Annotated in this window: 13 protein-coding genes; 5 read left to right on the top strand and 8 right to left on the bottom strand. The window is 72.9% G+C overall.

The window, feature by feature from the left end; all coding sequences use genetic code 11:
• Positions 1-59 precede the first annotated feature (59 nt).
• Both DRB89_RS12745 and DRB89_RS12740 read right to left on the bottom strand, forming a co-directional pair.
• Positions 60-1,025, bottom strand: a complete 966-nt coding sequence (locus DRB89_RS12745; RefSeq protein ID WP_112449898.1) for a DeoR/GlpR family DNA-binding transcription regulator — start codon at positions 1,023-1,025, stop codon at positions 60-62.
• Positions 1,026-1,200: 175 nt separating this feature from the next.
• Entirely contained in the window at positions 1,201-2,640 is a 1,440-nt protein-coding gene (locus tag DRB89_RS12740) for an NAD(P)H-quinone dehydrogenase (RefSeq protein ID WP_112449899.1), read from the bottom strand.
• Between the two features lie 320 nt (positions 2,641-2,960).
• On the opposite strand from DRB89_RS12740, the gene DRB89_RS12735 reads away from it, so the two are divergent.
• The 3 genes from DRB89_RS12735 to DRB89_RS12725 all read left to right on the top strand — a co-directional run bounded on the left by DRB89_RS12735 (position 2,961) and on the right by DRB89_RS12725 (position 6,076).
• On the top strand, positions 2,961-3,398 hold the full coding sequence (locus DRB89_RS12735; RefSeq protein WP_112449900.1) for a gamma-glutamylcyclotransferase: 438 nt from the start codon (positions 2,961-2,963) through the stop codon (positions 3,396-3,398).
• Between the two features lie 170 nt (positions 3,399-3,568).
• A complete protein-coding gene (locus DRB89_RS12730; RefSeq protein ID WP_112449901.1) occupies positions 3,569-4,375 on the top strand; it encodes a purine-nucleoside phosphorylase in 807 nt (268 codons plus the stop codon).
• A gap of 39 nt (positions 4,376-4,414) precedes the next feature.
• Complete coding sequence (locus DRB89_RS12725; RefSeq protein WP_112453610.1) at positions 4,415-6,076, top strand: phospho-sugar mutase; 1,662 nt, start codon at positions 4,415-4,417, stop codon at positions 6,074-6,076.
• 161 nt (positions 6,077-6,237) lie between these two features.
• On the opposite strand, the gene DRB89_RS12720 is transcribed toward DRB89_RS12725, so the two are convergent.
• Positions 6,238-6,495 carry a 4-oxalocrotonate tautomerase family protein gene (locus tag DRB89_RS12720; RefSeq protein ID WP_112449902.1) on the bottom strand — a complete coding sequence of 86 codons (258 nt, stop codon included), beginning with the start codon at positions 6,493-6,495 and terminating at the stop codon, positions 6,238-6,240.
• A 42-nt stretch (positions 6,496-6,537) separates the two neighbouring features.
• The gene (locus DRB89_RS12715) at positions 6,538-7,317 is read right to left on the bottom strand and encodes an SDR family oxidoreductase (RefSeq protein WP_239516108.1); all 780 of its coding nucleotides are present in this window, start codon (positions 7,315-7,317) and stop codon (positions 6,538-6,540) included.
• 127 nt (positions 7,318-7,444) lie between these two features.
• On the opposite strand from DRB89_RS12715, the gene DRB89_RS12710 reads away from it, so the two are divergent.
• Complete coding sequence (locus tag DRB89_RS12710; RefSeq protein ID WP_112449903.1) at positions 7,445-8,353, top strand: LysR family transcriptional regulator; 909 nt, start codon at positions 7,445-7,447, stop codon at positions 8,351-8,353.
• A 39-nt stretch (positions 8,354-8,392) separates the two neighbouring features.
• Here the strand turns inward: DRB89_RS12710 and DRB89_RS12705 are convergent, their stop codons facing one another.
• Genes DRB89_RS12705 through afsQ1 form a run of 3 tightly spaced genes read right to left on the bottom strand, consistent with a single transcriptional unit; the run spans position 8,393 to position 11,164 of the window.
• Positions 8,393-9,019 carry a hypothetical protein gene (locus tag DRB89_RS12705; RefSeq protein ID WP_239516107.1) on the bottom strand — a complete coding sequence of 209 codons (627 nt, stop codon included), beginning with the start codon at positions 9,017-9,019 and terminating at the stop codon, positions 8,393-8,395.
• Positions 9,006-10,490 (bottom strand): HAMP domain-containing sensor histidine kinase, encoded by a 1,485-nt coding sequence (locus DRB89_RS12700; RefSeq protein WP_112449904.1) that lies wholly within the window; start codon positions 10,488-10,490, stop codon positions 9,006-9,008. The genes DRB89_RS12705 and DRB89_RS12700 overlap by 14 nt, the downstream gene beginning before the upstream one ends.
• Entirely contained in the window at positions 10,487-11,164 is a 678-nt protein-coding gene (gene afsQ1, locus DRB89_RS12695; protein WP_204358054.1) for a response regulator transcription factor, read from the bottom strand. The genes DRB89_RS12700 and afsQ1 overlap by 4 nt, the downstream gene beginning before the upstream one ends.
• 208 nt (positions 11,165-11,372) lie before the next feature.
• On the opposite strand from afsQ1, the gene DRB89_RS12690 reads away from it, so the two are divergent.
• Entirely contained in the window at positions 11,373-12,080 is a 708-nt protein-coding gene (locus DRB89_RS12690) for a SigE family RNA polymerase sigma factor (protein ID WP_112463274.1), read from the top strand.
• Positions 12,081-12,128: 48 nt separating this feature from the next.
• Here the strand turns inward: DRB89_RS12690 and DRB89_RS42845 are convergent, their stop codons facing one another.
• Positions 12,129-12,338 carry a hypothetical protein gene (locus tag DRB89_RS42845; RefSeq protein ID WP_162688556.1) on the bottom strand — a complete coding sequence of 70 codons (210 nt, stop codon included), beginning with the start codon at positions 12,336-12,338 and terminating at the stop codon, positions 12,129-12,131.
• Between the last annotated feature and the right edge of the window lie 57 nt (positions 12,339-12,395).

Here is a 12,395-nt window from a genome sequence, read left to right as displayed (position 1 = left end):
CAGCCCCGCCGGCGTTTTTTCAGCAACGGCCCCGCGCGCACCCGCGCCGCGTCACAGCACTAGCGACGCCGCATGTCCGCGACCCGGGCCCGCTCGCCCGCCGCAGCCACCTGCTGCTCGTGCAACGACCCCGCGCTACGCAGCTGCGCGGTCGGCCCGCCACGCCGCTGCACCGGCAGCGGCGATTCCCGGCGCGGCCGCCGCCCGGCCATCCCCTCGCCGGATCCACCGCCGGAGGCACTCGCTCCGCCGGCCACCGTGATCTGCACGCCCTGGTCCGCCAGCGCCTGCAACTCCGTACCGGCCCGGTCGTCGTGCGGTGGCGGCTCGTCCGTCACCAGCCGCGTGATCACGTCCGTCGGCACGGTCTGGAACATGGTGTCCGTCCCGAGCTTCGTGTGGTCGGCGAGGACCACCACCTCCGCGGCGGCCTGCACCAGCGCCCGGTCCACGCTCGCGGAGAGCATGTTGGACGTGGACAGCCCGCGCTCGGCGGTCAGCCCGCTGCCGGACAGGAAGGCCCGCGAGACCCGCAGGCCCTGGAGGGACTGCTCGGCACCGCTTCCGACCAGCGCGTAGTTGGACCCGCGCAGGGTTCCGCCGGTCATCACCACCTCCACCCGGTTCGCATGGGCCAGGGCCTGTGCGACGAGCAGCGAGTTGGTGACCACGGTGAGTCCGGGCACCCGGGCGAGCCGGCGGGCCAGCTCCTGGGTCGTGGTGCCCGCGCCGACGACGATGGCCTCGCCCTCTTCGACGAGACCGGCCGCGACATCGGCAATGGCGGTCTTCTCCGCCGTCGCGAGATGGGACTTTTGCGGAAAGCCGGATTCCCGCGTGAAACCGCCCGGCAATACCGCACCGCCGTGCCGGCGGTCGAGGAGTCCTTCTGCCTCCAGTGCCCGCACGTCCCGCCGTACGGTCACTTCGGAGGTCTGGACGACGCGGGCGAGCTCCCGGAGCGATACCGCTCCGTTGGCCCGCACCATTTCGAGGATCAATTGGCGACGTTCTGCAGCGAACACGAAACTGACAGTAACCCCAACGACCGTCTGCTTTCAGCTCCTTGCGCCGGAATTCCGAAGTTGTCCATACCGTGAGCCGACTAGTGGTATACGCGGTCGGCCCGTCGCGCACTTGCTCCGCGACGGGCCGACCGTCTGCTCCAAAACCCTTGCGCACAAGGGTCGTTATCGGTGTTTACGCCTCGTCGCCGGACTTGCGGGTGTGCAGCTGGCGGGCGGCCTCCGCGATCGAACCCGACAAGGAGGGGTACACGGTGAACGCGTTTGCGATCTGCTCGACCGTCAGGTTGTTGTCGACGGCGATCGAGATCGGGTGGATGAGTTCGCTCGCGCGCGGCGAGACGACCACGCCACCGACGACGATCCCGGTGCCGGGGCGGCAGAACATCTTCACGAAGCCGTCCCGGATGCCCTGCATCTTGGCGCGCGGGTTGCGCAGCAGCGGGAGCTTCACGACCCGGGCGTCGATCTTGCCGGAGTCCACGTCGGCCTGGGTGTAGCCGACGGTGGCGATCTCGGGGTCGGTGAAGACGTTGGAGGAGACCGTCTTCAGGTTCAGCGGGGCCACCGCGTCGCCGAGGAAGTGGTACATCGCGATGCGCCCCTGCATGGCGGCCACGGACGCCAGCGCGAAGATCCCGGTCACGTCGCCGGCCGCGTACACGCCGGGCGAGGAGGTCCGGGAGACCTTGTCGGTCCAGATGTGCCCGGACTCCTTGAGCTTGACCCCGGACTCCTCCAGGTTCATGCCGGTGGTGTTGGGCACCGCGCCGACCGCCATCAGGCAGTGCGTGCCCGTGATGACCCGGCCGTCGGAGAGGGTGACCTCGACCCGGTCGCCCACGCGCTTGGCGGACTCGGCGCGGGAGCGGCCGATGACGTTCATGCCGCGGCGGCGGAAGACGTCCTCCAGCACGGCGGCGGCGTCCGGGTCCTCGCCGGGCAGCACGCGGTCGCGGGAGGACACGAGGGTCACCCGGGAGCCGAGTGCCTGGTAGGCGCCGGCGAACTCGGCGCCGGTCACGCCGGAGCCGACCACGATGAGCTCCTCGGGGAGCTCATCGAGGTCGTAGACCTGGGTCCAGTTCAAGATCCGCTCGCCGTCGGGCATGGCGTCGGGGATCTCGCGGGGGTGCCCGCCGGTCGCGATGAGCACGGCGTCGGCGGTCAGGATCGTCTCGCTGCCGTCGGCGGCGGTGACGATGACGTCCCGCGTGCCGTCGATGCCCTGCGGGCCGCCGAGCTTGCCGCGGCCCCGTACGACGCGGGCGCCGGCCCGGGTGACGGAGGCGGTGATGTCGTGCGACTGGGCGAGCGCGAGGCGCTTGACGCGCCGGTTCACCTTGCCGAGGTCCACGCCGACGACACGCGCGGCCTGCTCGATGTGCGGGGTGTCGTCCGCGACGACGATCCCGAGCTCCTCGTACGACGAGTCGAAGGTCGTCATGACCTCGGCGGTCGCGATGAGGGTCTTGGAGGGCACGCAGTCGGTGAGCACCGACGCCCCGCCCAGACCGTCGCAGTCCACGACGGTCACCTCCGCGCCGAGCTGGGCCCCCACGAGGGCCGCCTCATACCCGCCTGGTCCGCCGCCGATGATCACGATCCGGGTCACGAAAACTCCGCCTCACGTCTACCCGGCCGGCTGCCGCCCCGGCCGGGGCTTCCGGGGGTCTCCCCGGGGGATGCATTCCGTGCCCCATTGTCCCGCACGCATCAAGGTGCTTCACCCCCAGCCCGCCGTACGGGCGGCGGGCGCGGCCCCGGCCCGCCCAAGGCCAGGCCAGGGCCCTGCCCGTACGCGACGGGGTCCGCCGGTGCCCGGGCGCCGGGCCCGCCGCGCCGCCCCGGGGGCCGGCGCCCGTCCGCCCGGGGGCCGGGGCCCCGTCCGGCCGGGCACGCGACGGAGGCCGCCCCTCCCGTACCCTCGACCCCATGTCGCTCTACGCCGCGTACGCCGGCAACCTCGACCCGCGGCTGATGACGCGCCGCGCTCCGCATTCGCCGCTGCGCGGCACGGGCTGGATCAACGACTGGCGGCTGACCTTCGGTGGCGAGCAGATGGGCTGGGAGGGCGCGCTGGCGACGATCGTCGAAGCACCCCGCCACCAGGTCTTCGTCGCGCTGTACGACGTCGCCCCGCTGGACGAGGACTCCATGGACCGGTGGGAGGGCGTCGGGCTCGACATCTACCGCCGGATGCGGGTGCGCGTGCACACGCTGGACGGCGAGGAGGCCGCCTGGGTGTACGTCCTGAACGGCTACGAGGGCGGCCTGCCCTCGGCCCGCTACCTGGGAGAGCTCGCCGACGCGGCCGAGTCCGCGGGCGCCCCCCACGACTACGTGATGGAACTGCGCAAGCGCCCCTGCTGAATCCAGCCCCGCCGGCGTTTGAGGCGCGGGGTCCGGGGCGGAGCCCCGGCAACGGCGCCGCACCGCCCACCCCGACGGGGACAATTCGTCGGAAACGACAAGGCAACGATCCGAACACCGTGAGCTGCGCCATCTACGCGCGTAGGCGAAGAGGGGCTACGCTCTTCCGCGTGAACGCATCTGTTACCGACCCCTTCGCCGCCGCCGACGCCGCAGCCGCCCGACTCCGCGAGCTGACCGGCGCCGAGACCCACGATGTCGCCCTCGTGATGGGCTCCGGCTGGGCCCCCGCCGCAGAGGCGCTCGGTGCGCCCGAGGCCGAGTTCCCGGTCACCGACCTGCCCGGCTTCCCGCCCCCCGCCGTCGAGGGCCACGGCGGCAAGATCCGCTCGTACAAGATCGGCGACAGGCGCGCGCTGCTCTTCCTCGGCCGGACCCACTACTACGAGGGCCGCGGCGTCGCCGCCGTCGCCCACGGCGTGCGCACCGCCGTCGCCGCCGGCTGCAAGACCGTCGTCCTGACCAACGGCTGCGGCGGTCTGCGCGAGGGCATGAAGCCCGGTCAGCCCGTGCTGATCAGCGACCACCTCAACCTGACGGCCACCTCGCCGATCGTCGGCGCGAACTTCGTGGACCTCACCGACCTGTACTCGCCGCGCCTGCGCGCGATGTGCAAGGAGATCGACGAGACCCTCGAAGAGGGCGTCTACGTGCAGTTCCCCGGCCCGCACTACGAGACCCCGGCCGAGATCAACATGATCCGCGTCATGGGCGCCGACCTGGTCGGCATGTCCACCGTGCTGGAGGCCATCGCCGCCCGTGAGGCCGGCGCCGAGGTGCTCGGCATCTCGCTGGTCACCAACCTGGCGGCGGGCATCTCCGGCGAGCCGCTGAACCACGAAGAGGTGCTGCAGGCCGGCCGCGACTCGGCCGCGCGCATGGGCAAGCTGCTGACCCAGGTCCTCGCCCGGATCTGACCGAGCGACCCGACCGACCGACGAGAGGTAGTGCAGGACGTGCAGGACGATCTGATCGCACGGGCCCAGGCCTGGCTGGCCGAGGACCCGGACCCGGAGACGGCGGACGAGCTCGCGAAGCTCATCGAGACGTCGGCGGACGCCGGGGTGGCGGCCGAGCTCGCGGACCGCTTCTCCGGCATGCTCCAGTTCGGCACCGCCGGGCTCCGCGGCGAGCTGGGCGCGGGCCCGATGCGGATGAACCGGAACGTGGTCATCCGGGCCGCGGCGGGCCTCGCGGCCTACCTCAAGGCCCAGGGGCACGCCGGCGGCCTGGTCGTCGTCGGCTACGACGCCCGCTACAAGTCGGCCGACTTCGCCCGCGACACCGCCGCCGTGATGATCGGCGCCGGGCTGCGCGCGGCCGTCCTGCCCCGCCCGCTGCCGACGCCCGTCCTCGCCTACGCCATAAGGCACCTGGGCGCCGTCGCCGGCGTCGAGGTGACCGCGAGCCACAACCCGCCCCGGGACAACGGCTACAAGGTCTACCTCGGCGACGGCTCGCAGATCGTCTCCCCGGCCGACGCCGAGATCGCCGCGCAGATCGACGCGATCGCCGCGCTGGCCGACGTACCGCGCGCGGACAGCGGCTGGCAGGACCTCGGCGACGAGGTCCTGGAGGCCTACCTGGAGCGCACGGACGCCGTCCTGACCCCCGGGTCCGCCCGGGGCGTGCGGACCGTCTACACGGCCATGCACGGCGTCGGCAAGGACGTCGTCCTGGCCGCCTTCGCCCGCGCGGGCTTCCCGGCCCCGGTCCTCGTGGCCGAGCAGGCGGAGCCGGACCCGGCCTTCCCGACCGTGGCCTTCCCGAACCCGGAAGAGCCCGGCGCGATGGACCTGGCCTTCGCGACGGCCGCCCGGGCGAACCCGGACATCGTCATCGCCAACGACCCGGACGCCGACCGCTGCGCGGTGGCCGTCCCGGACGCCGCGTCCGCCACCGGCTGGCGGATGCTGCGCGGCGACGAGGTCGGCGCGCTGCTCGCCGCCCACCTGGTGCACAAGGGCGCCACGGGCGTCTTCGCCGAGTCGATCGTCTCCTCCTCCCTCCTCGGGCGGATCGCGGAGGCGGCGGGCCTGGGCTACGAGGAGACCCTCACGGGCTTCAAGTGGATCTCCCGCGTCGAGGGCCTGCGCTACGGGTACGAGGAGGCGCTCGGCTACTGCGTGGACCCCGAGGGCGTCCGCGACAAGGACGGCGTCACCGCCGCCCTGCTCGTCGCCGAACTGGCCTCGGAGCTCAAGGAGCAGGGCCGGACCCTGACCGACCTGCTGGACGACCTGGCGATGGCCCACGGGCTGCACGCCACCGACCAGCTGTCGGTCCGCGTGGAGGACCTGTCGGTCATCGCCTCGGCGATGGCGGCGCTGCGCGCGGAGCCCCCGGTCTCGCTGGCGGGCCTGCGGGTCGCCTCGGCGGAGGACCTGAACCAGGGCACGGCGACGCTCCCGCCCACGGACGGGCTGCGCTACTACCTGGAGGGCGACTACAAGGCCCGGGTGATCGTGCGTCCGTCGGGCACGGAGCCGAAGCTGAAGTGCTACCTGGAGGTCGTGGTCCCGGTGGCGGAGGCCTCGGACCTCGAACCGGCCCGCGCGCGCGGCCGGGAAGTGCTCGACGCGATCAAGAAGGACCTCGCGGCGGCGGCCGGCATCTGACTTTCCCCGTGCCGCTCGCACGGCTCGGCCCTGGCGGGCCTCTCCGGCTTCGCGGCGCTGCGCCGGACTCCGTCCGGCGACCCGTCGGCACGACGTCGGCCCCCGAGTCCCGACCGGCCCCGGACCCATTGGTCCGGGGCCGTTCGGCGTTGCCGGGGCGGTCAGCCGGCGTACGGGTTGAACGGCGGCGCCGGGGCCGCCGGCCGCGCGGCCCGGGTCTGGGCGCGGCGGCGGTACTCCGCGGTCGGCAGGCCGCCGACGCCCCAGCTCTCCAGGTCGACCTCCTCGATGACGACGAAGGTGGTGGCGGGGTCCTTGTCGAGGACGTCGACCAGCAGGCCGGTGACCCCGGCGATGATCTCCGCCTTCTGGGCGGCGGTGGCACCCTCGCGGGTGATCTTCACATTGACGTACGGCACGGTGCGGGTCCTCTCGGGATGCGGGGAGCGGGGGCGGGGCGTTCAGGAGCGGCCGGTGACATGGCCGCCGTCCACGCGCAGGACGTGGCCCGTGACGAACTCCGCGTCCGCGAGGTAGAGGACCGCCTGCGAGATCTCCGCGACCTCGCCGACCCGGTTCAGCAGCGCGAGGCCCCCGTACGCGTCCACGTCGGAGCCCTCGTGCAGCGGCGTGCGGACGATGCCGGGCGCCACGAGGTTGACCCGGATGCCGTCGGCCGCGAGCTCGGCCGCCAGGCTGACCGTCAGCCCGTGCACGCCGGCCTTGCTCGCCACCGGCGCCGAGGCCGGGAAGCCGGCCAGGCCGTGGTCCACCAGGACGGTGCCGATGTTGACGACTCCGGCGCCGCGCCCCTGCGCGCGCACCGCCCGTACGAAGGCCTGGGTGGTGAGGTAGGTGCCCTTGAGGTTGTGGGTCAGGAAGCCGTCCAGCTCCTCCTCGGTGACCTCGGTGAAGGGCTTGGACTCGAAGGTCCCGGCGTTGTTCACGAGGACGTCGACGCTCCCGAAGCGGTCGAGGGCGGTCCGGACGAGGGCCTCGCCGGTGCCCGGGTCGGCGATGTCCCCGGCGACCCAGGCGGTGCGCTCCGGGCGGCCGAGGACGGCCGCGGCCTTGGCGAGGCGGCCGGCGTCGCGACCGTTGAGGACGACGTTGGCGCCCCGGTCCAGGAAGGCGCGGGCGATGTCCAGCCCGATGCCGCTGGAGGAGCCCGTGACGAGGGCGGTACGGGTGCCGTGGGCGGCGGCGCTGTCGGTCATGGCGTCGGTCATGGCGTCGGACATGGTTCGGGTGCCTTTCGTATCCGACCGGTTGGTTCACCGATCGGCGCTTCTCGCTGACACCAGAAACGTATGACCGTTCAACTCATCACACCACGACCGATTTTGAAGCATGTGATAATCCACGGTTATGGATGTCGACCTGCGCGACCTGCAGCTCCTGGAGGCGATGGCCGAGAGCGGCTCGCTGACCGCCGCCGCCTCGCGGCTCTTCGTGAGCCAGCCCGCCCTCAGCCAGCGCCTGACCCGGCTGGAGGACCGGCTGGGCATGCGGCTCTTCGAGCGCGCGGGCCGCCGCCTGGTCCCGAACCCGGCCGGCCGCAGGATGCTCGTCGCCGCGCGCCACGTCCTCGGCGAACTGGAGTCGGCCACCCGCGACCTGCGGGACATCCGTGACGGCAGGGACCGCCGGGTGCGCTTCGCCGCGCAGTGCAGCACCACCTTCCCGTGGCTGCCCCCCGTGCTGCGCGCGTTCCGCGAGCGGGAGCCGGACACCGAGGTGCGGATCGTCACGGTCCCCGACGACGCGCCGATCCCGGCCCTCCTCGCCGACCTCGTCGACGTCGCCCTGGTCACCAAGCCGGACACGCAGATGGACCGGGTGAGCCTGCGCCCGCTGTTCGAGGACGAGATGGTGGCCGTGGTGCCCGCCGGACACCACTGGGCGTCCCGCACGCACGTGACGGCCCGCGACTTCACGGGCGTGGACCTGGTCCTCTACGACGTCTACGACCAGAGCCGCATCCCCTCGGAACCGCTGCCGATCCCGCCGGGCGCCCGGCCGGCCCGCATCACCACGATGCCCCTGGTGACCGACCTGGTCATCGAGATGGCCGCGGGCGGGCAGGGCGTGGCGATCCTGCCGAACTGGGTGGCCGCGCCGTACGCGTCCTCGCACGGCCTCGCCCTGGTCCGCATCGGGGCCCGGCCCTTGACCCGCACCTGGTTCTGCGCCACGCGCCCCGGCCCCCTCCCGCCCCACCAGGCCGCCTTCGTGGAGGAACTGACGGCCTGCCTCACGGGCCCGCGCCTCCCCTGAAGCCGGCCGGACGGGGCCCCGCCGTCCGCCGGCGGCGCCTCAGGAAGGCTTCGGGAGGACCACGTCGCCCAGCGTCGGGACCGCCTCGGGCCGCGAGCGGACGGCGTCACTGCACTCCCACGCCCTCGGCGGATCCGAGTCGGGCCCGCCCAGCACCACCGGTCCCGGCCCCGCGGACACGGCGTCGCTCGAAGAGAACGTGCACACGATCTGCGACAGCGCCACCGGCGGCAGGTCCTCGGGCTTGCGGCTGAGCCGCACCGTGCCCGCCGGGTCGCCCGCCCTCGGCGCCACCGCCAGCAGCCCGGCCGGCACCTCGGTCGAGAAGCCAGCTTCCCGCTCCTCCGCCGAGGGCTCCCGCTGCAGCGCCTCCAGCAGGGCCTGGCCGACCAGCACCATCGCGTCCCGGGACGGCCTCTTCTCCGGGACCGGGACCAGCCGCTCGACCCCGACGAGCTGGGCCCCGCAGACCAGTTCCACCGTGGCCCGGATGCCCTGCACCCCGCTCGTCCCGGCCGGCGTGGCCGCCGGGGTCTTGCACGACACCCGCGAGGGGGCCGCGCCCACGTCCACCGGAACGGTGGTCGCCCGGATCCCGCACCCCGGCAGGGCTCCCAGCGCGAACAGGCCCAGGGCCGCCAGCGCGGCCGCGCTACGCCTCGTCACCGGCGATCACCTTCCCCACGTCCACGGGCAGCCGCAGCGTGAACAGCGCGCCGCCCTCCGCCCCGTTCTCCGCGGTGATGTCGCCACCGTGGATGTGCGCGTTCTCCATCGCGATGGACAGGCCCAGACCGCTGCCGTCCGACTTCGGCCGCGAGGCGCTCGCCTTGTAGAACCGGTCGAAGACGTGCGGCAGCACCTCCTCGGGGATGCCCGGCCCGTTGTCCCGTACCGCCATGACCAGCCACTCCCCCTCCACCGTGATGGAGACCCGCACCGGCGACCCGCCGTGCTTGAGCGCGTTGCCGATCAGGTTGGCCAGGATCACGTCGAGGCGCCGGGGGTCGAGCCGCGCCACGATCCCGCGCTCCGCGTCGAGTTCGACCGCGTCGAGCCAGGCGCGCGCGTCGATGCACGCCGTGACCTGGTCGGCGACGTCCACGTCGTCGAGCACCAGGCGCGCCGTTCCCGCGTCGAAGCGGGTGACCTCCATCAGGTTCTCCACCAGGTTGTTCAGCCGCCTGGTCTCGCTCACGACCAGCGCCACCGCCGGTGCGATCATCGGATCGAGGTCGTCGACCTCTTCCTCCAGCACCTCGGCGACCGCCGTCAACGCCGTCAGCGGCGTGCGCAGTTCGTGGGACATGTCCGCGACGAACCGCCGGCTGGACTCCTCCCGCGCGCTCATGTCGGCGACCTTCTTCTCCAGCGCCTCGGCCGTCTTGTTGAAGGTGTGCGCCAGATCGGCGAGTTCGTCCGTTCCCGACACCTCGAGCCGGTGGTCCAGCTCCCCCTCGCCGAGCCGCCGCGCCGCGTCGCCGAGCCGCTGCACGGGCTTGAGCACCGTACGGGCCGCCGCCTGCGCCAGGAGCGCGGAGCCGAGCAGCGCGAGCCCGGTGGCGATGGTCAGCGACCAGGCCAGGGCGTTGAGGTCGTCGCGCTCCTGGGCGAGGGACTTGTACATGTAGCCCGTCGGCCCGCCGCCCACGATCCGGGTGCCGCCGACCAGGTACGGGTTGCCGTGCGGCTTCGTCCGCTGCCAGTACATGTGGTACTCGGCGTCGTTGGCCGAGGTGGTCTTCTGCCGGTCGTCGACCGCGTGCTGCAGCGCCTTGGGCACGTCGGCCAGCGAGAAGGCGTCGGGACCGGCCGCGCCGGACACCTTGCGGCCGTCCCCCAGCTCCTCGACCAGCAGGACGCTGTAGCCCGGGCTGCTGCCCGCCATCATCTCGGCGGTGTGCTGCAGCTCGTCCTGCGTCGGGTCGGCCGGCAGCGAAGCGGCCCGGTTCTGCATCTCCTGCCGGAAGTCCCCGAGGGCGGCGTCCTGGGTACGGGTCAAAACCGCCTCGCGGTTGAGCCAGTACGCGATCCCGGACGCGGAGACCGCGGCCGTCAGGGCGACCAGCGCGAACACGACGAGGAGCCGAAGCCGCAGGCTGGTCCAGCGCCGGCCCGCGAACAGGGCTTTGATCACTGAGGGGAGTCCAGTCGGTAGCCGACGCCCCGGACCGTGCGGATCAAGGTGGGGGACGAGGGCACTTCCTCGACCTTGGCGCGCAGCCGCTGGACGCAGGCGTCCACGAGGCGCGAGTCGCCGAGGTAGTCGTGCTCCCAGACGAGCCTCAGCAACTGCTGGCGGGAGAGCGCCTGGCCGGGCCGGCGGCTGAGCTCCAGGAGCAGCCGCAGCTCGGTCGGGGTGAGCTGGAGGTCCTCGCCGTTCTTCGTCACCGTCATGGCGGACCGGTCGATGACCAGCGAGCCGAAGACGGCCGAGTCGGTGGACTCGCGCTCTCCGCGGCGCAGCACGGCCCGGATGCGGGCGTCGAGCACCCGCCCCTGGACGGGCTTGACGACGTAGTCGTCGGCTCCGGACTCCAGGCCGACCACCACGTCGATGTCGTCGTTGCGGGCCGTCAGCAGGATGATCGGCAGCTGGTCGGTGCGGCGGATGCGCCGGCACACCTCGAAGCCGTCGATGCCGGGCAGCATCACGTCCAGCACGATGAGGTCCGGCCGCTGCTCGCGGAGCAGTTTCAGGCCGTCCTCGCCCGTCGCCGCGGTGGCCACACGGTGGCCCTGGCGTGACAGGGAGAGTTCGAGGGCCGTGCGGATGGCGTCGTCGTCCTCGATGAGCAACAGGAAGGGCACGGGCTCATTCTGTCCCATCGCCCCTCCGGACTTCGACCGCCCTGCGTCCCCAATCCCGGGCGGGGGTCCGGGAGGGTGCCGGCGGCGGGCCGGCCGGGACCCGGCGGGACCCTGTGACAGGCCTGTGACAGTCGAAGGACACCTCGGTTATGTCGGGCGGGCAGTCTTCTAGCAACGAAGAGACAGACTCCACGACGGGGGGCGCGAGATGAGCACGCTGCACAGCACCACGACCAGCGCGGTTGTCACGCGGCTGCACGATGTGAACCGCCGGACGGCCGTCCGTACGGCGACGGCCCCTTCCCGGCGGCCGGCGCACGTGGTGGCCATCGACGCGAAGACCTACGAGCGCCCCTCCGTTCCCACGCAGCGCACGGCGAACCCGTCCTGCGACTCCGAGGCCGAGTTCACGGCGTACGTCCAGGAGCGCCGGTCCGCCCTCTACGCGACCGCCTTCCACCTGACGGGCGACCGCTACGAGGCCGAGGACCTGCTGCAGACCGCGCTGTTCTCCACGTACCGCGCCTGGGACCGCATCAGCGACAAGGCGGCCGTCGGCGGCTACCTGCGGCGCACGATGACGAACCTGCACATCAGCGCCTGGCGCCGGCGCAAGCTGAACGAGTACCCGACTGAAGAGCTCCCGGAGACGGCCTCGGACACCGACGCGATGGGCGGTACGGAGCTGCGCGCGGTGCTGTGGCAGGCGCTCACCCGCATCCCGGAGCCGCAGCGCACGATGCTGGTGCTGCGCTACTACGAGGGCCGCACGGACCCGGAGATCGCGGAGATCCTGGGCATCAGCGTCGGCACGGTGAAGTCGAGCATCTGGCGCTCGCTGCGGCGGATGCGCGAGGACGAGGCGCTGAGCTTCGGCCGCGACGAGGCGGAGTCCTTCGAGGACCTCGTCGCGTAGTCCCCGCCGAGGCGCGGACACACAGACCAAGGGGCCAGGGGGCCCGTCCTACGGGGGTGGGACGGGCCCCCTGGCCCCTTGGTCGCTGAGGTAGAGCAGCACGCCGGAGAGGGCGGCGAGGGCGGGGCGCGCCAGCCGCTCGGCCCACCGCCGCGCGGGGGACTCCGGGGAACGGGTCACTGATTCCGCTTCCGCTTCGGGCCGGCTGACGGGCTTCGGGGGCTCGTTTCCGGCCGCGCGGGTCGCACTGCTGCTCATCTGGCGGAGTGTACGTCCCCGGCCTGTGCCGGCGGACGGCCCGGCGGGTGGTGCGTC

The sequence above is a fragment of the Streptomyces sp. ICC4 genome, assembly GCF_003287915.1.
In the GTDB taxonomy this organism is placed as follows: Bacteria; Actinomycetota; Actinomycetes; order Streptomycetales; family Streptomycetaceae; genus Streptomyces; species Streptomyces tritrimontium.
The sequence above is the reverse complement of the archived record's forward strand: the minus strand, read 5'-3'. Positions and strand labels throughout refer to the sequence as shown.